Raw genomic sequence first — 24123 nt, forward strand, 5'->3', positions numbered from 1 at the left:
CCCACCCAGCTCGAAGAAGCCGTCCTCGAGTCCGACCTCGTCCAGGTCGAGGACCTCGCGGTACAGGTCGAGCAGCACGCGCTGCTCGGCGGTGAGCGGCGCCGCCTCGTCGAGGCCGGTGTCGCGGGCCGGGGACGGCAGCGCGGCCGGGTCGACCCGTCCGGCGGCGGTCAGCGGCAGCGATCCGACCACCGTGAGCACGGCCGGGACCAGGTGCTCCGGCAGCACGGCGCGCAGGTAGTCGCGCAGCGCGGACGGCTTGGGTTCGGCGCCGGCGGCGGGCAGCACGTACCCGAGCAGCTCGTCGTCGCGGACCAGGACGACCGCCTGGGCCACCTCGGGGTGGTCGGCCAGCAGCGCCTCGATCGGGGCCGGGCGCACCCGGAAGCCGCGCATCGGCTGCTCCGCGCCGACAAATTCCAGTTCCCCGTCCGGGGTACGCCGGACCAGGTCGCCGGTGCGCACCATGCGCGCGCCGGCCGGCCCGTACGGGTCGGCGACGAACGTGGCGGCGGTGCCGGCGGCCTCCGGGTATCCGTCGGCGACGCCGGTGCCGGCAAGGTAGAGCTCGCCGACGACACCGGGCGGGACCGGGCTCAGCGCGGCGTCGAGCACCCGCAGCGTGGTGCCGGTGAGCGGCATGCCGAGCGTGGTGCCGTCCCAGGCGTCCGGATCGGCCTCCCGCACGAGGTGGGCGCCGGGCACCTCGGCGATGGTGTAGTCCAACCACAGCGGCACGTCGGTGAGCTCGAACCAGGCCCGCTGCTGGGCGGCCGGCAGCGTCTCGCCCGAGCAGAAGACTCGGCGCAGTCCGGCCGGCACGGCGCCGGCGCGGGTCAGCTCCGTCAGCTCGGTCGCGGTGACGTGCCGGATCGTCGCGCCGGCCGGATCGTCCCCGACGACCACGGCGGCGCCGGCGATCAGCGGCGACAGCACCTCCCACAGGCCGGTGACGGTGCCGGGCGCCGCGGCCGGGCGCACCCGGTCCCCGGGTTCCAGCGGGAGCCAGGCCTGCCGGGCGGACAGGGCCGCGGCGACCACGGTCTGCGGGACGGTGACGACGCGGCCGGACCCTCGGGTACGCAGCCGCACCGGCGCGCCGGCGGCGACCGCGGCCAGCAGGTCGCCCACGGCCTCCGGGAGTCCATCGACAGCCGCGCCGCTGTCCAGCCGGTCGAGCAGGTCCCGATAGGTCAGTTCGGCGCCGCCGGCGACCAGCGCGACGGCGTCGGGGGTGCGATGCGCCTTCGTCCGGATCATGGCCAGCACCGGTGCGGTGTCCGAGGCGAGCCGGCCGTACGGCAGATCGCCCTGGGAGGCGGCCATCATGGTGAGCACGCGCCGCTGGCACACCGCGTCGCCGGTGACCGTCTCGGTGCCGCTGAGCGGGATCCGGCCGATGGCGGTGTCCGGCGCCGCGCACGCCGCCTCGATCAGCTCCACGAACCAGCCGGCCATCCGCTCGGCGGTGGCCCGCTCGAACAGGTCCTCGGCGTATTCCAGGTCGACCGTGTACCCACCGGCCCGCTCCTGCTGGATGTGCAGGGTCAGGTCGAAGCGGGCCGCGCCCATCTCGACGTCGCCGAACGACGCGGTGAGGCCGGGCATGCTGAAGGTGCTCTCGTCCGCGGTCTCGAAGACCATCATCACCTGGAACAGCGGGCTGTACGCCAGCGAGCGCACCGGGCGTACCAGCTCGACCACCCGGTCGAACGGCACGTCCTGGTGGGCGAACGCGGCGAGGTCGGTCTCCCGGACCCGGTCGAGCAGCGTCCGGAAGGCCGGGTCGCCCGACGTGTCGGTGCGCAGCACCAGCGTGTTGACGAAGAAGCCGACCAGGTCGTCGAGCGCCTCGTCGGTGCGCCCGGCCGACGGCGTGCCGATCGGGATGTCGGTGCCGGCGCCCAGCCTGGTGAGCATCGCGGCGAGGGCCGCCTGCAGCACCATGAACGGGGTCGTGTTGGTCTGCCGGGCGAGCGCGGCCATCCGGTCGTGCAGCCCCGGCGCGATCTCGAAGCGCACCTCGGCGCCGCGGTGTCCGGCCACCGCGGGACGCGGGTGGTCGGTGGGCAGCTCCAGCAGCGGCGGCATGCCGTCGAGGGCGTCGCGCCAGAACCGCAGCTGCCCGGCGATCGCGCTGTCCGGGTCGTCCTCGCCGCCGAGCAGGTCCCGTTCCCACAGTGCGTAGTCGGCGTACTGCACCGGCAGCGGTTCCCACCGCGGCGCAGTACCCGACCGCCGGGCCGCGTAAGCCGTCGACAGGTCGTTGGCGAACGGCACGCCGGACCAGCCATCGCTGACGATGTGGTGCATCAGCAGCAGGAGCACGTGGTGCTCGGGGTCGACCGCGAACAGGGTGGCGCGCAGCGACGTCTCGGTGAGCAGGTCGAAGGTGTGCCGGGCGGCGGCGTCCAGCGCGGCCGGCAGGGACGCCTCGTCGATCTCCACCCGGGTGACGGCGGGGCGGCCCTGCTCCGGGGCGAGGATCTGCTGGTACGGCCCGTCCGGGCCGTCGGGGAACACGGTGCGCAGGCTCTCGTGCCGGGCGACCACGTCACCGACCGCGGCCGCCAGCGCGGCGGCGTCCAGCTCGCCGGTCAGGCGCAGGATGAGCGGCACGTTGTACGCGGTGCTGTCGTCCTCCAGCCGGGCCAGGAACCACAGCCGCTGCTGCGCGGCCGAGAGCGGAATCCGCTCCGGGCGGGCCGCCGCCCGCAGCGCCGGCCGGGTCTCGGCGGCCGGGTCCAGCCGGGCGGCCAGACCGGCCACGGTCGGGTCGCTGAACAGCGCGCGTACCGGCAGCTCGGCGTGCTGGGTGGTGCGGATCCGGCTGAGCAGCCGGACCGCGGCCAGCGAGTGCCCGCCGAGGGCGAAGAAGCTGTCGTCCAGACCGACCCGCTCCACGCCGAGGATCTCGGCGAACAGACCGGCCAGGATCTGCTCCCGCGGCGTGCGCGGGGCGCGCGGCCCGGCGGCCTCGCCCGCGTCGGCGGTCAGCAGGGTCCGGTCGGCCGGCAGCTCGTCGACGACGACGAAGGTGTCGGGCATCAGGTAGTCCGGCACGACGGTCTCGGCGAGCCGCCGGATCGCCGCCGGGTCCGCGGGGCCGGTGGGCACGACGTACGCGACGATCCGCTCGTCCCCGGCGATCACCGCGACGTCCCCGACGTCGCCGGACCGCAGCCGCTCCTCGATGTCCGCCGGGTCGATCCGGAAACCCCGCCGCAGCCGTACGTCCTCGGCCCGGCCCCGCACCCGCAGGACGCCGTCGGCGGCCCACCGGGCCAGTTCCCCGGTGGCCCGCCCGTCCCGGACGAGCCGGCCGGTCACGCCCGGCGGCACCGGGTTGCCGTGCTCGTCGGCGACCAGGACGGCGGGATCGGCGCACACCAGGTCCCGCTCCTCCGGGGCGAGCAGGTCGAGCTCCCAGATCGAGGCGTCCGGCCGGGCCACCGCGGCCGCAAGCAACCGGGTCAGCCGTGCGCCGAAGCGGTCCACGGTGGCGCGGTCGAACAGGTCGGTGGCGTACTCGATCTCACCGACGATGCCGGCCGGCTCGCCGTCGGCGCCGTAGCGTTCCTGGAGCCGGACGTCCATGTCGAACTTGGCGGCGGAGCCGATCACGTCCTGCAGCCGGGTCCGGAGCCCCGGCATGGTCAGCTCGACCTCGTCGAAGTTCTCGAAGGTGAGCATCACCTGGTACAGCGGGTGGCGGGCGAGCGAGCGGGCCGGCGCGACCACCTCGACCAGCCGCTCGAACGGCACCTCCTGGTGGGCGAACGCGGCCAGGTCGGTCTCCCGTACCCGGTCCAGCAGCTCCCGGAAGGTCGGCTCGGCCGCCGTGTCGGTGCGCATCACCAGCGTGTTCACGAAGTAGCCGAACAGCCCCTCGAGCACCTCGTCGGTGCGCCCGGCGACCGGGGTGCCGATCGGGATGTCGGTGCCGGCGCCCAGGCGGGTCATCAGGGCCGCGAGCCCGGCCTGGATCGCCATGAAGAGCGTGCTCCTGGTCTCCCGCACCAGGCCCAGCAGCCCGGCGTGCAGGCCGGCGTCCAGGCGCAGCGGCGCCTCGTCGCCGCCGTACCCGGCCACCGGCGGCCGGGGACGGTCGGTGGGCAGCTCGGCGAGCTCGGGGAGGCCACGCAGCTGCCGCCGCCAGAAGGTCAGCTGCTGCGAGATCGCGCTGGCCGGGTCGTCCTCGCTGCCCAGCAGCTCGCGCTGCCAGAGGGTGTAGTCGGCGTACTGCACCGGCAGCGGCGCCCACCCGGGCTCGACGCCGGCGACCCGGGCCGCGTACGCCGCCGACAGGTCGTCGCCCAGCAGCGTCTCGGACCAGCCGTCGCTGGCGATGTGGTGCATCAGCGGCAGCAGCGCGTACTCGTCGGGTGCCAGCCGGAACAGGGTCACCCGGATCGGCAGCTCCGTGGCGATGTCGAAGGGGTGGGCGGACGCCTCGGCCAGGCCCCGCTCCAGGTCCTCCGGGCGCACGTCCACCAGCTGGATCGGCACGTCGGCGCTCGGCACCGGCACGATGTGCTGGTACGGCTCGCCGTCGACCTCGCGGAACAGGGTGCGCAGGCTCTCGTGCCGGGCCACCACGTCGTGCACGGCCAGCCGCAGCGCCGGCACGTCGAGCGGGCCGGAGAGCCGCATCACCAGCGGCACGTTGTAGGTGGAGCTGGGGCCTTCGAGCCGGTTGAGGAACCACAGCCCGCGCTGGCCGAAGGAGAGCGGGATGCGCCGGCCGTCGCGGGGCGCCGGGGTGATCGGCGGGCGGGCGCCGGCGGCCTGGTCGAGCCGGGCGGCGAGCTCGGCGACGGTGGGCGACTCGAACAGCATCCGCACCGGCACCTCGGCGCCCAGCGCGGACCGGATCCGGCTGATCAGTTTGGTGGCCAGCAGCGAGTGGCCGCCCAGGTCGAAGAAGTTGTCGTCGATGCCGATCCGCGAGGTGCCCAGGACGTCGGCGAACAGCGTGCCGAGCAGTTCCTCGCGGACGTTGCGCGGCGCGCGGCCGCGGGCCGCCACGGTGACCTCCGGCGCCGGCAGCGCCCTGCGGTCGAGCTTCCCGTTCGGGGTCAGCGGCAGGGCCGGGAGCGCTACGAACGCGGCCGGCACCAGGTATCCGGGCAGGGTCGCGGTCAGCCGCTCGCGGGCGGTCTGCACCAGCGCCCCGGAGTCGGCGCCGGCGCCGGGCACCAGGTAGGCGACGAGCCGGGCGTCGCCGGCGCGTTCCTCCCGCACCAGTACGGCGGCCTGGGCCACGCCGGGCACCGCGGCCAGCGCCGTCTCGATCTCGCCCAGCTCGATCCGGAAGCCGCGGATCTTCACCTGGTGGTCGGCGCGTCCGAAGTAGGACAGCGCGCCGTCCGCGGACCGGCGGGCCAGGTCGCCGGTGCGGTACATCCGGCTGCCGGGCGCGCCGTACGGGTCGGCGACGAACCGCTCGGCGCTCAGCCCCGGCCGGCCCAGATAGCCGCGGGCCAGGCCGCTGCCGGCCACGTACATCTCGCCGGTCACCCCGGCGGGCACCGGCTGCAGGCCCTCGTCGAGCAGGTAGACCCGCAGGTCCGGGATGGGCTCGCCGATCAGGCTGGTGAGGCTGGACGCTGCCCGGGCGGCATCCAGCGGCAGGTACGTGACATGCACCGTGGTCTCGGTGATGCCGTACATGTTGACCAGCACCGGGGCGTCGTCGGCGTGGCGCTCGTACCAGGACGCCAGCCGGCCCAGGTCGAGCGCCTCGCCGCCGAAGATGACGTAGCGCAGCGCCAGGTCGCCGGCCGGCCGGTCCTGGTCGGCCTGCATGAGCTGGTAGAAGGCGGACGGGGTCTGGTTCAGCACGGTCACCCGCTCGCGCCGCAGCAGCTGCCGGAACTCCTCCGGCGACCGGCTCACCGCCTGCGGCACGACCACCAGCGTCCCGCCGTGCAGCAGCGGACCCCACAGCTCCCAGACCGAGAAGTCGAAGGCGTACGAGTGGAACAGCGTCCACACGTCGGCGTGTCCGAAGTGGAACCAGTCGGCGGTCTGCTCGAACAGCCGGCCGACGTTGGCGTGGGTGACGACGACGCCCTTGGGCCGGCCCGTCGAACCGGACGTGTAGATCACATACGCGGCGTGCTGCGGAAGCAGGCCGGCGCGGGCCGGGTCGCTCGCGTCGGCGGTCTCCGACGAGGTCACGCCGAGCTGCGGCACGGAGTCCGGCAGGACGATGTCCGCGGCCTGCGGGCCGGTCACCACGACCGTGGGGCGGGCATCGGCGATGACGTACGCCAGGCGCTCCGCCGGGTACGCCGGGTCCAGCGGCACGTACGCCCCGCCGGCCTTGAGCACGCCGAGGACAGCGACCACCAGGTCGGCGCCGCGCGGCAGAGCCAGCGCGACCAGCGACTCCGGGCCCACCCCGGCGTCGATCAGCCGATGCGCCAGCCGGTTGGCCCGCGCGTTCAGCTCGCGGTAGGTCAGCCGCAGGTCGCCGTCGACCAGCGCGGTGGCGTCCGGGTGCGCGGCGACCGCGGCCTCGAACAGTCCCGGCACGGTGGTGTCCGGCCGGGAAACCGGCGGCGGCGCCCAGGCCGCGGTCAGCGCACGCCGCTCGGCCGCGCCGAGCAGGTCGATCTGCCACAGCGGGCGGTCCGCGTCGGCGGAGACCGCGCGCAGCAGCCGGCCCAGGCGCTCGACGATCGACTCGACGGTCGCCCGGTCGAACAGGTCGGTGGCGTACTCGACCAGGCCGCGCAGCCCGGCGGGCTCGCCGGCCGGCCCGTAGCACTCCTGCATGTCGAAGTCGAAGTCGAACTTCGCCACACCGGAGCCGGCGTCCTCCAGACCGGCCCGCAGGCCGGGCAGGTCCAGTTCGGCCTCCGCGTTGTTCTGGAACAGGATCATGACCTGAAACAGTGGGTGGTGCGCCAGCGACCGGGCCGGGTTGAGCACCTCGACCAGCCGCTCGAACGGCACCTCCTGATGCGCGTACGCGGCCAGGTCGGTCTCCCGCACCCGGGCCAACAGCTCCCGGAAGCTCGGGTTGCCCGACGTGTCGGTGCGCAGCACCAGGGTGTTGACGAAGAAGCCGATCAGCTCGTCCAGCGCTTCGTCGGTGCGGCCGGCGATCACTCCGCCCAGCGGGATGTCGGTGCCCGCGCCGAGCCGGGTGAGCAGGGCCGCCACCGCCGCCTGGAACACCATGAACAGCGTGGTGCCGGTGTGCCGGGCGAGCTCGAGCAGGTCACGGTGCAGCGCGGCGTCCAACTCGAACCGCACCTCGTCGCCGCGGAAGCTGGCGACCGCGGGGCGCGGCCGGTCGGCCGGCAGCTCGAGCTGCTCGGGCAGGCCGGCCAGGGTGCTGGTCCAGAACGCCAGCTGCCGGGCGAGCAGGCTGTCCGGGTCGTCCTCGGAGCCCAGCAGCCGCTGCTGCCAGATGGTGTAGTCGGCGTACTGGACCGGCAGGTCGGGCCAGGCCGGCCGGGCGCCGGTCAGCCGGGCGGCGTACGCGGCGGAGAGGTCCCGGGCGAACGGCGCGTCCGACCAGCCGTCGCTCGCGATGTGGTGCATGACCAGCAGCAGCACGTGCTCGGTGTCGGACAGGGCGTACAGGGTGGCGCGCAGCGGCAGCTCGGTGGCCAGGTCGAAGCCGTACCGGGTCTGTTCGGCGAGCTCCGCCGCCAGCCGGTCGTGGCCGGTCTCGATCACCCGCAGGTCCGGCCGGGCCAGCTCGGCGTCGATCACCAGCTGGTGCGGCGAGCCGTCGACGTCCGGATAGACGGTGCGCAGGGTCTCGTGGCGCGCCACGATGTCGCCGAGGGCGCCGGCCAGCGCCGCCCGGTCCAGCGTGCCGGTCATCCGCAGCAGCAGCGGCACGGTGTAGGTGGCGCTGCGGCCCTCCAGCCGGTGCAGGAACCAGAGCCGCCACTGCGCCGGGGACAGCGGGATCCGGTCCGGCCGGGGCATCGGGGTCAGCGGGAGGCGGGACGCGTCGGCGCCGGTCATCCGCTCGGCCAGGTCGGCGACGGTCGGCGCCTCGAACAGGTGCCGGATGCTCAGTTCCACCCCGAACATCGACCGTACGCGGCTGAGCAGCCGGATGGCGGTCAGCGAGTGGCCGCCGAGCGCGAAGAAGCTGTCGTCGATGCCGATCGTCGGCACGCCGAGGACCTCGGCGAAGATGCCACTGAGGATCTCCTGCTCCGGGGTGCGCGGCGCGCGCCAGGAAAGCTCCAGCTCCTGGACCGTCGGCTCCGGGGCCGGGGCCGCGGCCGGCGCCGCCTCGGGCCGGGGCCGCGCGGCGGCGGTCAGCTCGCCGACGGCTCGGCCGGGCTCGGTGAGGAACACGTCGACCAGCTCCCGCAGCCGCTGCGCGAACCGGTCGATGCGGGCCGCGTCGAACAGGTCGGGCCGGTACTCCAGGCGCAGGCGCAACGACTCGCCGGGCAGCACCGTGAGGGTGAGCGGGTAGTGCGTGGCGTCGTGGTCCTCCAGCACCTCGGCGGTCAGGCCGGGCGCGAGGGTCCAGCCGTCCTCGTGCGGGTAGTTCTCGACCACGGTCAGGGTGTCGAACAGCTCGCCGAGGCCGGCCAGCCGCTGCACGGTGTTGAGGCCGACGTGCTGGACGGCGATCAGCGCGGCCTGCTCGTCCTGGATCCGGGTGAGCAGGTCCAGCAGGGACTCCGCCGGGTCGAGGCGGACCCGTACCGGCAGGGTGTTGATGAACATGCCGATCGCCGACTCGGCGCCCGGCAGGCCGGTCGACCGGCCGGAGAACGTCGCGCCGAACACCACGTCGTCGCTTCCGGTGGCGTCGTTGAGCAGCAGGCTCCACAGGCCCTCGACGACGGTGTTCAAAGTGATGCCGTGCCGGCGCAGCCGCTCCGTCAGCCGGGCGGTGGGCCCCGGGCCCAGGTCACAGTAGACCTGCAGCGGCCGCTGCGGCGCCGACTGCGAGCGCCGGGCCAGGTGGGTCGGCGCGGTCAGCCCGTCCAGCGCCCGGCGCCAGGCCGCCTCTCCGGTGTCCCGGTCCTGGCGGGTCAGCCAGGCGAGATGGTCGCGGAACTGGGGTGCCGCCGGCGGCTCGCCGCCCCGGTACAGCTCGGCGAGCTCGTCCAGCATCAGCTGCATCGACCAGCCGTCGAACAGGATGTGGTGGTTCACGACGACCAGGCGGTGCTCCCGCGGGCCGAGCCGGACCAGCTGGAACCGCAGCAGCGGCGGCCGGCTGAGGTCGAACCGGTAGGTGCGCGCCTGGTCGAGGACGGCGGCCAGCCGGGCCGGGCGTTCGGCGTCGGCGACCCCGGTCAGATCGATCTCGTCGAAGGGCGTCTCGACGTCGTCGAGCACCACCTGGACCGGCGCGGCCAGGCCGTGCTGCCAGAATCCGGCGCGCAGGGCCGGGTGCCGGCGCAGCAGGGTCGCGACGGCGGCCCGCAGTGCGGCCGCGTCGACCGGTCCGGTGAGCGAGTAGACCTCCTGCACCGCGTAGACGTCGGCGCCCGGCTCGTCGTAGAGGGCGTGGAACAGCAGGCCTTCCTGCAGCGGCGCCAGCGGCAGGACGTCGGCGAGACCGGGCAGCTGCGCCTCGAGCGTCTCGATGTCCTGCTGGGACAGGTCGACCAGCGGCAGGTCGGACGGGGTACGCCCGGCGGCGTCCGCGGCGGCGGCCAGCGCCCGCAGGACGTCCAGCCAGCCCTCGGCTAGCTCCCGCACATCGTCCTCGGCCAGCAGCTCGCCGGCCCAGGTCCAGGTGGCCTCGAGCCGGGCGCCGCCGGGGTGCTCGACGGCCACCGCGTCGATCTCGAGGGTCAGGTCGAGGGGCATGCCGGCGTCGAAGCCCGCGCCAAGCGCGCCCGCTTCCGGCGCCGGCGCCCAGGGCTCGATGGCCGGAGCCGGGTAACGGCCGAGGTAGTTGAAGCCGATCTGGGGCCGGACGTACCCGGACAGCTCGGCCCGGGTGTCCGGGTTGAGATGGCGCAACAGCCCGAAGCCGATGCCGTTGTCGGGCAACCGGCGCAGGTTCTCCTTGGTGAGCTTCAGCAGGCGGGCCGCGGCCCGCGGGCCGGCGTCCACCTCGTCGGCGCCGGCCGCCGCGGCGTCCAGCCGCACCGGGTAGGCGCTGGTGAACCAGCCGACCGTGCGGGACACGTCGATGCCCTCGGCGAGGTTCTCCCGGCCGTGCCCCTCGACGTGCACCAGCAGTGCCTCGGAGTCGACGCCGCGTCGCCGGCGCCAATCGCCGGCGGCCACCGCGAGGGCGGTCAGCAGCACGTCCTGCACGGTGCCGCGGACCGCGGCCGGCACGGCGGTGAGCAGCGGCAGCGTACGGTCGCCGGGCAGGGTGACGGTGAGCGAGCGGGCCGTGGCGCGCACGTCCGCCGCGCCGAGCGGCCGCGATCCGAGCAGCGGGTCCGCGGTCCGCAGCACCGAGGTCCAGATCGGAAGCTCGGCGGCGCGGGCCGCGGCGGCGCCCGGCAGCCGGGCGCTCCAGCCGCGGAACGAGGCGCCGGAAACCGGCAGCCGGACCGGCCGGCGGCCGGCGGCGGCTTCCCAGGCGGCGCGCAGGTCGTCGCGGAGGATCTCCCAGGACACCCCGTCGACGGCAAGGTGGTGCACGAGCAGCAGCAGGCGGCCGGGCCGGTCGCCGGCGTCGAACCACACCGCTTGCAGCATGACGCCGTCGCGGGGCGCGAGGTCCGCCTGGGCCGCGCGGGTGTGCTCGGCGATCACATCGGCGAGCTGCCCCGCGGGGGTGTCGCCGAGGTCGACCCGGCGGATCAGGCGGCCCGGGTCGAGGCTGCCGGGCTCGGCCACGTGCAGGCGCCAGTCGTCGCCGGCCGGCTCCACCCGCAGGCGAAGCGCGTCGTGCCGGTCGGTCACGGCGGCCAGGGCGGCGCGCAGCGCCGGCTCGCCGGGGTTGGCCGGGACGATCCAGAGCATCGACTGGTGGTAGCCGTCGACCGGGCCGCCGGCCAGCCGCAGGTCCGCCATGACGGGCGTGGGCACGACCGGCCCGGCGCCGAGGTCCGCGGCGTCCGGGGTGGTGGCCGCGGCCGGCCGGGCCACCGTGGCCAGCCTCGCCACGCTCTTGTACTGGAACACGTCGCGCGGCGTGAGGATCAGCCCGGCCTGCCGGGCCCGGCCGACCAGCCGGATCGACAGGATGCTGTCGCCGCCCAGGTCGAAGAAGCCGTCGTGAACGTCGACGGACGGGAGGCCGAGCACCTCGGCGACCAGCTCGGCGAGCAGCTTCTCGGTCCCGGTGCCGGAGGCGGGCGACGGGGCGCCCTCGGCCTCGGCGAAGCGGCGCAGCTCGTCGACGTCCACGGCGCCGGCGGCGGTGCGCGGCATCCGGTCGACGGTCACGAAGCGGGCCGGGACGAGGTGCTCGGGCAGCGTACGCGCGAGGCTCTCGCGCAGGTCGACGGCGCGCACCGAGGCGCCCGGCGTGAGCGTCAGGTAGGCAACCAGCCGCTCGCGCCCGTCCACCGGCTGCACCGCCGCCACCGCCTCGGCGACCGCCGGGTGCCCGGTCAGCGCCGGGAGCAGGCGCTCGAGGGCCACCCGCACGCCGTCGACGACGAGCTGCTCCGCGGGCGAGCCGAGCCGCTCGAGCCGCCCGTCCACGGTCCACCGGGCGAGCTGACCGTCCAGGTCGCCGATGACGTTCGCCGGGACCGGGTTGCCGTGCCCGTCGACCGGCACGGCCGGCCGGCTCAGCAGCTCGGCCCGCTCCCGGTCGTCGATCAGCGGCAACGCGCCGATGGCCTGCCCGGGGTCGGCGGCGGCGGCGCGCAGCAGCCGGGCCAGCCGGGTCACGAAACCGTCCACGGTGGACCGGTCGAACAGCTGCGTCGCGTACTCGACGACCACGCCGATCCCGGCCGGGCGGCCGTCGGCCGCGAACCGCTCCTGCAGCCGCAGGTCCAGGTCGAACTTGGCGACCCCGGTGGGGATCTCGTCGACGGTCACCGCCAGCCCGGGCAGGTCCACCCGGGCCGCGCCGAGGTTCTCCAGGGTCAGCATGACCTGGAACAGCGGGTGGTGCGCGAGGGACCGCTGCGGGTTGAGCTCGGTGACCAGCCGTTCGAACGGGACGTCCTGGTGGGCGTACCCGGCGAGCGCGCCGTCGCGGACCCGGTCCAGCAGCTCCCGGAACGCCGGGTCGCCGGAGGTGTCGGTCCGCAGCACGAGGGTGTTGACGAAGTACCCGACCACCCGGTCGAGCTGCTCGTCGGACCGACCGGAGACCGGCGTGCCCACGGCGATGTCGGTGCCCGCGCCGAGGCGGGTCATCAGGACGGCCAGCGCCGCCTGCACCACCATGAACAGCGTCGTGCCGGTCGACCGGGCCAGCCGGACCAGTTGGTCGTGCAGGTCGGCGTCGAGGGTGGTGCGCAGCTCGGCGCCGCGGTGGTCGGCGATGGCCGGCCGGGGCCGGTCGCCGGGCAGTTCCACGACGGTGGGCAGGCCGTCGAGCGTGGCCCGCCAGTAGCCCAGTTGCCGGCGCAGCAGCCCGGCCGGGTCGGTGTCGTCGCCCAGCAGCCGGTGCTGCCACACGGTGTAGTCGGCGTAGGTCAGCGGCAGCGGCGCGAAGCCCGGAGCCTCCCCCTGGCGGCGCGCGCGGTAGGCCTGGGCCAGGTCCTCGACGATCGGCCGCTCCGACCAGCCGTCACTGGCGATGTGGTGCATGAGCAGCAGCAGGACGTGCCGGTCGTGCCCGGTCGCCCGGAACAGGGTGGCCCGCAGCGGGCATTCCGCCGCGAGGTCGAACGGCCGGCGCACGGCCTCGGCGGCCGACGCGGCCGGGTCCGGCGTGTCGATCACCGCCAGCGGTACGCCGGCCGGCGCGAGCTGCTGCCGGGCCTCGTCGCCGGCGGGCACGAACAGCGTGCGCAGCGACTCGTGCCGGTCGGTGACGTCGTGCACGGCGGCGGTCAGCGCGGCGACGTCCACCTCGCCGGTCAGCCGCAGCGCGAGCGGAATGTGGTAGGCGGGGCTCGGCCCGTCGACCTGGTCGATGATCCAGAGCCCGCGCTGGGCCGGCGACAGCGGCAGTGTGTCCGGGCGGGGCGCCGCGGTCAGCGCCGGCCGGGCCGGGGCGGCGTCGCGGAGCGCCGCCGCCAGCCCGGCCACCGTCGGGGTGGCGAACAGCGCCCGCAGGCTCAGCTCCCGGCCCAGCTCGGCGCGCGCCCGGCCGGCCAGCCGCGCGGCCGACAGCGAGTCGCCGCCGAGGGCGAAGAAGCCGTCGTCGATGCTCACCCGGTCGAGGCCGAGCACCTCGGCGAAGAGGCCGCAGAGCAGTTCCTCCTCGGGCCCGCGGGGCGCCCGGCCGCCGGCCGGGGCGGTGTCCGGGGCGGGCAGGGCCCGGCGGTCGAGTTTGCCGTTCGGCGCCAGCGGCAGGTGGTCGAGGACCACGAACGCCGAGGGCATCATGTGCCCGGGCAGCCGGGCGGCCACGTGGTCCCTCGCCCGCTCGACGGCGGCCGCCCGGACCGCCGCACCGGCGTCGGCATCCGCGGCGGCTGCGGCATCGGTGGTGGCGGCGGCGGTTGCGGTATCGGCGGCGGCGCCGAGCCAGAGATAGGCGACCAGCCGCGGGCCGACGCCGAGGTCGGTGCGGGCCACGACGGCCGCGCGCCGCACGCCGGGCACCTCGACCAGGACACTCTCGATCTCGCCGGGCTCGATCCGGAACCCACGGATCTTGACCTGGTCGTCGGCCCGGCCGACGAACTCGATGAGTCCGTCGGCCCGGCGGCGGGCCAGGTCGCCGGTGCGGTAAAGCCGTTCCCCGGCGACGAACGGGGAGGCCACGAACCGCTCGGCGGTCAGGCCGGGCCGGCCCAGGTAACCCCGCGCCAGCTGGCGACCGGCGACGTACAGCTCGCCGTCGACGCCCGCCGGCACCGGGCGCAGCCCCGCGTCGAGGAGGTGGATCTCGGTGTTCGCCACCGGCACGCCGATCGGCACGGTCGCGCCCATCGCCCCGGCCGGCACCTCGCAGGCGGTGACGTCGATCGACGCCTCGGTCGGCCCGTAGTGGTGGGCCAGGCGCAGCCCGAGGTCGTTGACCACCTCGCCGGCCAGGGCCGGCGGCAGCACCTCGCCGGCGACGAGCAGCAGCCGCAGGGCCGAGCCGGGCAGCTCACGCAGGACCGGGACGGTGACCGCGAGCAGCGAGGGCACGAACTGGGCGATCGTGACGCCGTGCGTGGCCGCGTAGGCCATCAGCGCGGCCGGCTCCCGGAGCAGGTCGTCGGTGGCCAGGCAGACGGTGGCGCCGGCGAGCAGGGTGGTCCAGATCTCCGAGCCCGCCGCGTCGAAGCTGAAGGCGGTCCGGGCCAGCACCACGTCCCGCGGGCCGATCTCCCAGGCGCGGATCTGCCAGGCCGCGTGGTTGACGATGCCGGCGTGCGGCACGACGACGCCCTTGGGGCGGCCGGTCGAGCCGGAGGTGTAGATGACGTACGCGGCGCCGGCCGGGTCGATCGCCACCTCCGGATCGGTGTCGTCGCCGCCGGTCGGCTCGTCCTCGTCGAGCCGGATCAGCGGCACCGCCGTCGCGGGCAGCCCGGCGGCCACGGCGCCGGTGCTGACCAGCATCGACGGCCGCCCGTCGGCCAGCATGTAGGCGATCCGTCCGGCCGGATATCCGGGATCGACCGGCAGGTACGCCGCGCCCGTCCGGGTCACCGCCAGCATCGCCACGACCGCGTCCGCGCCGCGGGGCAGGGCCAGCGCGACGATGCTCTCCGGGCCGGCGCCCTGCCGCATCAGCCGGCGCGCGAGGCGGTTGGCCCGGCGGTCCAGCTCGGCATAGCTGTACCGCACGTCGCCGCAGATCACGGCGGTTCGGTCGGGCGTACGGCGGGCCTGCCGCGCCACCAGCCGTGGCAGGTGGCCGGCCGGGCCGTCCGGCACGCGCTCGGCCGGGGCGTCGGCGTCGGGCAAGAACGAAGCGGCGTTGCTCGGCGCCGGAACATCCACGGCAATGACTCCTCGGTGCTCGCTGATCGGGATTCGCCGTTGCCGCGTCGTTGTTCGCCGATTCCGCGAGGTGCGCGGCAACCACGTTCGTCACCAGGGGGCACGCTATGGAGCGCAATTTTCGGGTCGTTATTGCGAGCCTTTTTGCCGAGCTTCGATAGCACGCCAATATCCGTCGTCGCTAGGGTCGCCGCCGGGCAGAGACAGGAGAGCACAATGGGCCATTCAGCTGCGGCGGCACCGCGCCGCCACGTGATTTCCCTCAACGACCTCGACGACGCCGCGCTGCGGCTGATCGTCGAGCGGGGGGCGGCGCATGCGCGGGGCGAGGTCGCGGCCGGCTCGCTGGACGGGCTGGTGATCGGCACGTACTTCCGGAAGACGTCGACGCGCACCCGGACCGCCTTCACCGCGGCCGCGCTGCGGCTGGGGGCGCGCACCATCGCGTACGGACCGGACGACCTTCAGCTCAACACCGGCGAGACGATGGCCGACACCGGCCGCGTGCTGGCCCGCATGCTCGACGGTCTGGTCGCCCGGACCGCGGGGCCGATCGCCGAGTTCGAGGCGCTGGCGGCGCAGGACCGGATGGCGGTGGTCAACGCGATGAGCGCGGCGGAGCATCCGACGCAGGCCCTCGCCGATCTGACCACCCTCGCGCTGCACTTCGGCGATCTCAGCGGCCTGCGGGTGCTGTATCTGGGCGAGGGCAACAACACGGCGGCCGCGCTGGCACTCGCCCTGCCCCGGTTCGCCGGCACGACGCTGGACCTGCGTACGCCCGCGGGCTACGGGTTGTCCCCGGAGGTGCTCGAGCGGGCCGAGAAGTACGCGGCGGGCGCCGACGCGATCGTCACCGAGCGGCACGACATGCTGGACCTGCCGCCGGCCGACGTCGTCTACACCACCCGGTGGCAGACCACCGGCACGACCAAGAACGACCCGTCCTGGCGGGACCTGTTCCGGCCGTTCCAGGTGGACCAGTCGCTGATGGACGCCTGCCCCACGGCCGTCTTCCTGCACGACCTGCCGGCGCACCGGGGCGAGGAGGTCACCGCCGCGGTCCTGGACGGACCCCGATCGATCGCCTTCGACCAGGCGGAGAACAAGATGCACAGCGCCGCGGCGGTGCTGGAGTGGTGCCTCGGCCGGCTCTGATCCGACCGAGGCGCCGACTCACCGAAGCGGTGGCCGCCGGGCCGGGCAGATCTGCTCGAAGGCGTACGCCAGCCGGAACAGCGCGGGTTCGCTGAACGCGCCCGCCGTGAAGGTGATCCCGACCGGAAGCCCGTCGCTGAACCCGGCCGGGACGCTGATCGCCGGATAGCCGGCGACGCCCGGCACGACGGCTGCGCCCTCCGGAGCGGGGTCGCCGTTCTCCGGGTCGATCGGCCAGGGCGGCGGGCAGGTCGGCATCACCAGCGCGTCCAGGTCGTGCCGGCGCAGTGTGGCGTCGATGCCCCGGTCCCGGGCGAGCGCCCGCACGGTGGACAGCGCCCCGCGGTACACCGGCGCGTCGAGGTCCGCGTCGAAGCCGGCGAGCATCTCGAGCATGTCCTGCCCGAACCGGGCCAGCTCCACGTCGGCGTGCGCTCGGTTGGCCGCCACCAGCTCGGCCACGCTGCGCGGGTGGTCGCCGGGCGTCTCGGCCAGGTAGCGGTCCAGATAGTGCCGGGTCTCGTGCGCGACGACCAGCCCGATGGCGGGATGCCGGGTCAGCTCGGCGGCGTGCTCGATGTCGGCGTGGTCGACGATCACCGCGCCGGCCGCGCGCATGGCCTCGATCGCCGCGTCGGCGATCTTGTCGGCGGCCGGGCTGTAGCCGAAGAACACCGCCCGGGGTACGCCGATCCGGGCGCCGCGCAGACCGTCGGCGGCCAGGTGGTCCCGGTAGTCGCCGTGGTCGCGTCCCCGGCCGGCCGCCGTCGCCTCGTCCCGCGGGTCGGGCCCGGCCAGCACCGTCAGCACGGTGGCCGCGTCGGCGACGGTCCGGCACAGCGGGCCGATCGAGTCGAAGCTGCGGATCCCCGGGATCATGCCGGCCCGGCTGGTCAGTCCGGTGGTGGGCTTGACGCCGACCACGGCGTTGGCGGCGGCCGGCCCGAGGATGGAGCCGACCGTCTCGGTGCCGAGGGCCGCCGTGGCCAGACCGGCCGCCACCCCGACCGCCGAGCCGGAGCTGGACCCGTGCGGGGAGCGGTCCGGGGCGTACGGGTTGCGGCACTGCCCGCCGCGCGGGCTCCAGCCGGCCGATCCGCTGGTCCACGACGTCTTGTTGGTCTTGCCGAGCAGGATCGCGCCGGCCGCGCGCAGCCGGGCCACGGTCGTGGCGTCCCGGCTCGGGCGTGAACCGAGCATCACCGTGGAGCCATTGCTGGTGTGCATCCGGTCGGCGGTGTCCAGGTTGTCCTTGATCAGGAACGGGATGCCGTGCAGCGGCCCGCGGACCCGGCCGCTGCGGCGCTCCGCGGCGAGCCGCCCGGCGTCGGCCTCGGCGTCCGGGTTGAGCTCGAGGACGGCGTGGAGTGCGGGACCCCGGCGGTCGAGCCGGTCGATCCGGTCGAGGTGATGGCGGACCAGCTCGGCCTCGGAGACCCGGCCGGCGCTCAGGTCTGCCTGAAGGCCGGCGATCGTGGCGTCGGCGAATGAGTCTGTCACTCCTCGACGCTATCGATCGAGGCTTTCACCCCGTTATCGCCGCGTTGTCACCGATGCCAGCCACTCGCCGAGCTCCCCGAGCAGGGCCGGCTCGTCGTCGGTGAGGTAGAAATGTCCACCCGGGAACTCCCGTCGGCGGAACGGGCCGGTGGTCGTCGCCGCCCAGGCCGCCGCGGCCTCCGGCGGCACATCGGCGTCCTGCGCGCCGGAGCAGACCAGCAGCGGGCAGGAGAACGGCTCGGCCGGCTCCGGGCGGTACGCGTCGATCAGGGCGAAGTCGGCCCGGATCGGCGGCAGGACCAGCTCCAGCAGCTCCGGCTCGTCGAACATCGACTCGTCGGCCCCGCCCAGCCGGCGCACCTCGGCGATCAGGTCCTCGTCGCCGGACACCGACCGGACCGACCGGCGGCCCGGCGGCACCTGCCCGGACATCACCAGTGCGGCCGGTTCCATCCCCCACCGTGCGCGCAGGCGCCGGGCCACCTCGTAGCCGACCCAGGCGCCCATGCTGTGCCCGAACAGCACCACCGGCCGGTCGAGCAGCGGCCGCACGGCGTGCGCGACCGCGTCGGCCAGCGGCTCCATCCGGTCGATGCACGGCTCCAGCAGCCGGTCCTGCCGGCCCGGATAGCGCACCGCGACCACCTCGGCCCAGGTGGGCAGGCGCTCGTGCCAGGTGCGGTAGGCGCTCGGGCCGCCGCCGGCGTGGGCGAAGCAGATCAGCCGCAGCCGGGGGGCGGGCGTGCTGCTGAACCGGCGCAGCCACAGCGCCGCCGAGTCGGTGGCCAGGCTCATCTTCTGGACCTCACTTACGCAGTGCGGAAAAAGAGCATCGGGTTGTGCCGTCCGGTGTGGACCGGCGCCGCCAGGCCGAGCTCGTCCTTCAGCCCGGTGATCCGCCGATGGTGTCGGGGCGCGGCCGCCCGGGAGACGGTGAAGTGGTCCAGGCCGGCGTCGGCGAGCCAGGAGAGCACGACCCGGCCCTCGCTGACCGGCCACGGCCGCCGGCCGTGGAACACGTCATGGACGCTGACCGGCACATCGGACCGCAGCAGCGGGAACAGATCGCCGACGAACCAGCGGGCGAACGACGCGGTGTGCGCGGCGTCGATGAACAGGTAGTCGATCTTGCGGTCGTACAGCGCCAGCTCGTTCCGCGCGTCGCCCCGCACGAAGGTCCAGCGCTCGTCCGCCAGCTCCGGCGCCACGTTGTGCCGGGCGTTGTCGATCAGGTCGTACGTGTGCAGGTGCCCCATGCCGTTGTCGCGCAGCGCCCGCAGGATCCAGTTCGTCGACCAGCCGTGCAACGAGCCGATCTCGACCATGTTGGCCGGCCTGGTCTCCCGGATCAGCAGGTAGGTGATCTCGGCTTCGAGGTCGTCCAGCTGGGCCTTGAGCGCCGGGTTCGCGGCGCGCAGGGCCCGCTGCTCGTTCCGGACCACCGCGAGGTCGTCCCGGTATTTGCGGTAGAGGGCCACGATCTCGTCCACTCCGATGGCAGACGCGCCCGGTTCGATGTCCTGCTTCGCAGAGGTCACGGCAATTCCCGTCTCGCTGAGGATGCTCGGGTCGGTCGGTTCGGGGGCTGATCCTGCCGATGTGGACCTTCGATCCCTTATCGGCGATTTATCGGTGCCCGGTCAGGCCTGGTCGGCGGCGGTGACGCCGGGTGGCACCGGGCACGCGCCGCGGCCGAGCAGGCGCGCCTGCTCGTCCAGGTGGAAGCCCGGGCTCAGGTCGGCCTCGTCGTAGTACCGGTGGAAGACCGGTGTGATCCCGCCCGAGACCGGTGGGACGATCCAGCTCCAGTCGGCGGGCACGATCCGGCCGCGGTCCTCCTCCTTCGCCAGGTGCAGGAGGAACCGGCGGGACTCGGTGTGATGGTCGGTGATCTTCACGCCGGCGGCCCGGAACGAGTGCAGCACCGCGATATTGATCTCCACGAGGGCCCGGTCGCGCCAGAGCGTGCTCTCGCTGCCGGTGTCCAGGCCCAACTGCTGGGCCACGTCCGGAAGCAGGTTGTAGCGGTCCTCGTCGACCAGGTTGCGGGCGCCGATCTCGGTGCCCATGTACCAGCCGTTGAACGGGGCCAGCGGGTAGTCGAGGCCGCCGATGCGCAACCGCATGTTCGAGATCGCCGGCACCGCGTACCAGCGCAGTCCCAGATCGGCGAACCAGGGATGCTCGGGATGGGCGAGCGGCACCTCAAGCACGATCTCGCGAGGCACCTCGAACAGCTCCGGCCGCCTGCCGGAGGCCTCGATGACCAGGGGCAGCAGGTCGTACGGGCCGCCGGAGGGCTGCCAGCCCATCTGCCGGACCAGGTCGGTGAAGTCCAGGTAGGCGGGATCGCCGATCACCGCACCGTCCGGGCTGCGGTGCCCGGCGTACCGGACCAGCTGGTCGTTCCACACCCGGGGCCCCGGGCTGCCCGGGGCGTCCGGCGCGAAGATGGAGATCATCGGGCGGATCCGCCCGTCGTTGGTGGCCAGCCGCAGATGCTCGCAGAGCTCCCGGTGGATCCCGTCGGCCGAACGCACCTGCCGCAGGTCGCGGACCTGCAGGGTGTTCCAGTAGAGACGGCCGATGCACCGGGACGCGTTGCGCCAGGCCACCCGCGCGCCGAAGGACAGCTCGTCGTAGGTCTGGGTGTACGTGCCGGTCGCCGCGATCTCGGCGTGGACCGCGGCGATCCGGTCGGCCAGGGCCGGGCCGCCGCCGGGGTTCTCGGCGTGACATCGGCTCAGGAACTCGGCGGCCTCCGCTTCGAGGTCGGTGACCGGCCCGGTCAACGCGACGGACGGGGGCGGCGTGGTGAATCGCTCGGCGCCCCCGGCCGCGTGCGGACAGGCGTCCCGGGGGGACTTCTCGGATGGCATGGTCGATCAGGAGAGCCGCAACGGCAGCGACCGCAGCGACCGGAACTCCAGGTTCGGGTTCCAGACCGGCTCGCCGGCCAGGCTGATCCGGGAGTACCGCTCGAAGAGCTTGGCGAAGAACCACTTGAGCTCGAGGGTGGCGATCTGCCGGCCCAGGCAGGAGTGCGGGCCTACGCCGAAGGTGAGGTGCTTGTTGCTGTTGGGCCGATCCAGGTCGAAGACGTCGGGCCGGTCGAACATCCGCGGATCGCGGTTGGCCGCGCCCAGGAAGAGGGCGACGTTCTGCCCCGCCTCGATCTTCGTGCCCTCGATCTCGACGGTCTCGGCAGCCAGCCGCCAGGTGAACTGGTTCGAGGCGTTGAAGCGCACCATCTCGTTGGGTGCGTTGTCCGCGCACCGGGGGTCGGCCCGGTAGCGGTCGACCTGCTCCGGGTGCGTGGCGAACGCGAGCATGCCGCTGCTGGTCGAGCCCGGGGTGGTCGGCGCGAAGAGCGCGATCAGCAGCAGCACCAGCTGGTGGATGGTCTGCTCGAGGGACACGTCGGGCGACTCGCCCTGCGCCGCGGCGAGCCGCGCGATCACCGTGTCCGCCACCACCGCGCCACGCTTGCCCTGCACCAGCTCCAGGGCGTAGGTGTGCAGGTCGGTCAGGTTGTCCAGCAGCACGTCCAGCTCGACCGGCTGATCCTGCGGGCCGGACCAGTACGTCATCAGGTTGTCGACCCGCGGCGTGACGAAGGACAGATCCTCCTGCGGTACGCCGAAGGCCCGCACCGCGGCGTCGACCGGAAGCTTGGCGGCCAGCTCCGGGACCGCGTCCAGGTACTGGGTCCCGGCCGGGATCGACGCCACCAGATCGGCCGCTACCTCCTCGATCACCGTGCTGTAGTGCTCGTGCGCGATCCGGGTGAACGCCGACTGGGTCGAGCGGCGCAGCGCGGTGTGCCGGGGCGCGTCGGTGTACATCATCACGTTGCTGGTGAACCGGTGATAGATGTTGTCCTTCGCCAGCGTCCGGCCCTCGAACTTGGCGCTGAGCACCTCGGTCATGCGCTCCGCTTTGAAACGCGGATCCTTGAGCGCACTCGCGCAGTCCGCGTACCGGGTGAGGGCCCAGCCGTCCAGGCCCTCACACCAATGCACCGGATCCCGTTCCGACAATGCGGCGTAGACCGGATAGGGGTTGGGAACGATATCGGGATCGGAAAGGGGAGACGCGTCGCCCATAACAGCTCCTCCGGCTTAGGTCCGCCCATCGTCGTGGGCAGTATTCCTGCGACGGGAAAGGCCGCCGTGGGGAGGAACGCTACGGTGATTAGGTATCCTCGCCTTATCGCCGATTTATCCGGCCGTGATAACGCCGTTCAGGGCCGGCCGGCCGGCGCGGCGACGCAGTCGTGGTGCACCCGGAGCCGCTGCCGGGCCTCGTCCCGGCGGCCGAGGCTTTCCTCGTTCTCCAGCCGCTCCCGCGCGTGCAGCGCCAGCAGCGTGGGCACGCGATAACGGAAGACCCCGTCGGCGCCCTGCGCGTCCGCCTCCAGCAGGGCGGCGTCGACGAGCTCCTCCAGCAGGCTCTCGGCCCGGTCCACACTGGTCGCCAGCAGCGCGGCGGCCGCCCGGGCGTCCAGCTCCGCGGCGCTGAGCAGGCCCAGATGCCGGTACATCGACGCGGCCTCGGGCGTCAGCGAGCGGTACCCGCTCTCCAGGACCGCCCGCATCCCCGGCTGCCCGTGGCTCAGTTCGTCCAGCCGGTGCCGCTCGTCGCGCAGCCGCTGGATCAGGTGGCCCAGCCGCCAGTGGCTCTTGGTCACCAGGCGGGCCGCCGCGGCGCGCAGGGCCACCGGCTCGCCACCGCAGAGCTCGGCCACCTGGCGGGCGGCCGCGCGATCGGCGCCGACCCGGTTCTCGTCGATCAGCTGTTCCAGCAACGAGACCGCCGCGGCGCTCGGGAGCGCGTCCACCCGCAGCCGCACCTGGGTGTGCATGGCGTGCATGCGGCGGCTGGTCAGCACCAGGCAGGAGCCCCGGCCGGCCGGGACCAGCGACTTGATCTGGGCAGGGCTGCCGACCCCGTCGAGCACGACCAGGATCTGGCGGCTGGCGGTGGCCCGCTGGAACAGCGCCACCCGGTCGGCGAACCGGTCCGGCGCCTCCGCCGCATCCACGCCCAGCGCGCCGAGGAACTGCTCCAGCACCGCCTCCGGGTCCGGGTTCTCGGCGACGTCGGCGTACAGCTGGCCGTCCGGGAACGAGTTGGCCACCCGGTTGGCCCAGTGCGTCACCAGGGCGGTCTTGCCCACCCCGGGCCGCCCGACGACCAGTCCCACCGTGGGGCCGCTGCCCGGGCCGGACCCGGCCGACCGGACGTCCAGCAGCCGGTCCAGGGCCGCCAGCTCGGCGGTGCGGCCGACGAAGCTCGACGGCACGGGCGGCAGCAGGGCCTCCGCGGCCTCCGCCCAGACCCGGCCGGCCCGCACCGGTGCCGACAGCAGGTCCGGGCTCTCTTGCAGAATCGCGGTGTGCAGATCCTGCAGCTCCCGGCTCGGTTCGAGGCCCAGCTCGGTGCTGAAGACCTCGCGCGCCTCGCGGAACACCCGTAGCGCGTCGGATCGCCGCCCGGACCGGTAGTGCGCGACCATCAACGCCGCGCGGGCGTGCTCCCACAGCGGCTGGTCCTGCACCAGGGTGGAGAGCTCGGTGACCACCTCACGGTGCCGGCCCAGGCCGAGCTGCAGCGTGGCGTACTCCTCGTACGCGGTCAGCCGCTGCTTGTCGAGCGCGCTCGCCTCGTGCTGGATGACCGCGCTGGAGACGTCGTCGAGCACGCCGCCGCGCCACAGCGCCAGCGCGGTCCGCAGGTGCTCGGCCGCCTCCGCCGAGCGCCGGTGGTGTACCAGCAGCTGAGCCGTGTTGACGCTCTCGGCGAACTCGACCGCGTCGACCGTGTGCTGCCCGGTGTTGAGCATGTAGCCCGGCGGCATGGTGACGATCACGTCGTCCGGACACCCCGCCGCCTGGAAGACCTTGCGCAGCCCGGCCACGCAGATCGCCAGCTGGGTGCGGCTGGTGGCGGGCGGGTTCCCGTTCCAGACCGCCTCGGTCAGGCGGTCGATGGAGACGATCCGGTTCGGCGCCAGCAGCAACATGGCGAGCACGACCCGCTGACGGGGGCCACCCATCGCGATCCGCTCGCCGTCGGCCAGTACCTCCATCGGGCCCAGGATCCGGAAGTCGAACCGGACGGTGCTCGTGGCCTCCGCCGGCCGGCCGAGGGCCGAACCCGCGTCCCGCGGTCGCGGGAGGAGACCCGCCGGGTTTCGCACGTTCCAGCCATCGGGAACGGCGTCCCGGTCGCCCGCTAATTTTTGGGCATACGGCGCTGACATCGACATGACATATCCCCCGAATATGGCGTCATCGCACGGACGGCAACGGCCGCGCACCAGGGCGACAAACCGCCGCCGGAACTCGGCACGTCACCGGCAGAAGCCGGAAAAGTGTTACCGCGGCAACCGTTCGAATCCTTTCCGATTGTCGATCGACAACCCACTGGACCGGGCCGCCCCGGCATGGATCGGCGCCACTCTAAGGCGATTGATCAAGCGCT

8 protein-coding genes are annotated in these 24123 nt (G+C 74.1%); 1 reads left to right on the forward strand and 7 read right to left on the reverse strand.

Annotation, left to right across the window (positions count from 1 at the left end; genetic code table 11):
* On the reverse strand, positions 1-14979 hold a 14979-nt coding region (locus ODJ79_RS34695), incomplete at its 3' end, for a non-ribosomal peptide synthetase (protein WP_263027881.1).
* A gap of 216 nt (positions 14980-15195) precedes the next feature.
* Between ODJ79_RS34695 and ODJ79_RS34700 the strand changes: the two genes are divergently transcribed.
* Positions 15196-16137 (forward strand): ornithine carbamoyltransferase, encoded by a 942-nt coding sequence (locus tag ODJ79_RS34700; RefSeq protein WP_263027882.1) that lies wholly within the window; start codon positions 15196-15198, stop codon positions 16135-16137.
* 18 nt (positions 16138-16155) lie between these two features.
* On the opposite strand, the gene ODJ79_RS34705 is transcribed toward ODJ79_RS34700, so the two are convergent.
* From ODJ79_RS34705 to ODJ79_RS34730, 6 genes are all read right to left on the reverse strand, one after another.
* Positions 16156-17637, reverse strand: a complete 1482-nt coding sequence (locus ODJ79_RS34705; protein ID WP_263027883.1) for an amidase family protein — start codon at positions 17635-17637, stop codon at positions 16156-16158.
* 33 nt (positions 17638-17670) lie between these two features.
* Positions 17671-18432 (reverse strand): thioesterase II family protein, encoded by a 762-nt coding sequence (locus ODJ79_RS34710; protein ID WP_263027884.1) that lies wholly within the window; start codon positions 18430-18432, stop codon positions 17671-17673.
* 14 nt (positions 18433-18446) lie between these two features.
* Complete coding sequence (locus ODJ79_RS34715; RefSeq protein WP_263027885.1) at positions 18447-19175, reverse strand: class I SAM-dependent methyltransferase; 729 nt, start codon at positions 19173-19175, stop codon at positions 18447-18449.
* A 102-nt stretch (positions 19176-19277) separates the two neighbouring features.
* Positions 19278-20516: a nitric oxide synthase oxygenase gene (locus tag ODJ79_RS34720; protein WP_263027886.1), complete on the reverse strand. Its 1239-nt coding sequence runs from the start codon at positions 20514-20516 to the stop codon at positions 19278-19280.
* A 6-nt stretch (positions 20517-20522) separates the two neighbouring features.
* Entirely contained in the window at positions 20523-21743 is a 1221-nt protein-coding gene (txtE, locus tag ODJ79_RS34725; protein WP_263027887.1) for a 4-nitrotryptophan synthase, read from the reverse strand.
* A 137-nt stretch (positions 21744-21880) separates the two neighbouring features.
* Positions 21881-23728, reverse strand: a complete 1848-nt coding sequence (locus tag ODJ79_RS34730) for a BTAD domain-containing putative transcriptional regulator (protein WP_263027888.1) — start codon at positions 23726-23728, stop codon at positions 21881-21883.
* Positions 23729-24123 lie beyond the last annotated feature (395 nt).

The sequence above is a fragment of the Actinoplanes sp. KI2 genome (genome assembly GCF_025630775.1).
In the GTDB taxonomy this organism is placed as follows: domain Bacteria; phylum Actinomycetota; class Actinomycetes; order Mycobacteriales; family Micromonosporaceae; genus Actinoplanes.

Coding starts and splice junctions, on each gene's coding strand:
- ODJ79_RS34710 (WP_263027884.1), bottom strand. CDS start 18,432: ATGAGCCTGGCCACCGACTCGGCGGCGCTGTGGCTGCGCCGGTTCAGC.
- ODJ79_RS34720 (WP_263027886.1), bottom strand. CDS start 20,516: ATGCCATCCGAGAAGTCCCCCCGGGACGCCTGTCCGCACGCGGCCGGG.
- ODJ79_RS34700 (WP_263027882.1), top strand. CDS start 15,196: ATGGGCCATTCAGCTGCGGCGGCACCGCGCCGCCACGTGATTTCCCTC.
- ODJ79_RS34730 (WP_263027888.1), bottom strand. CDS start 23,728: ATGGAGGTACTGGCCGACGGCGAGCGGATCGCGATGGGTGGCCCCCGT.
- txtE (WP_263027887.1), bottom strand. CDS start 21,743: ATGGGCGACGCGTCTCCCCTTTCCGATCCCGATATCGTTCCCAACCCC.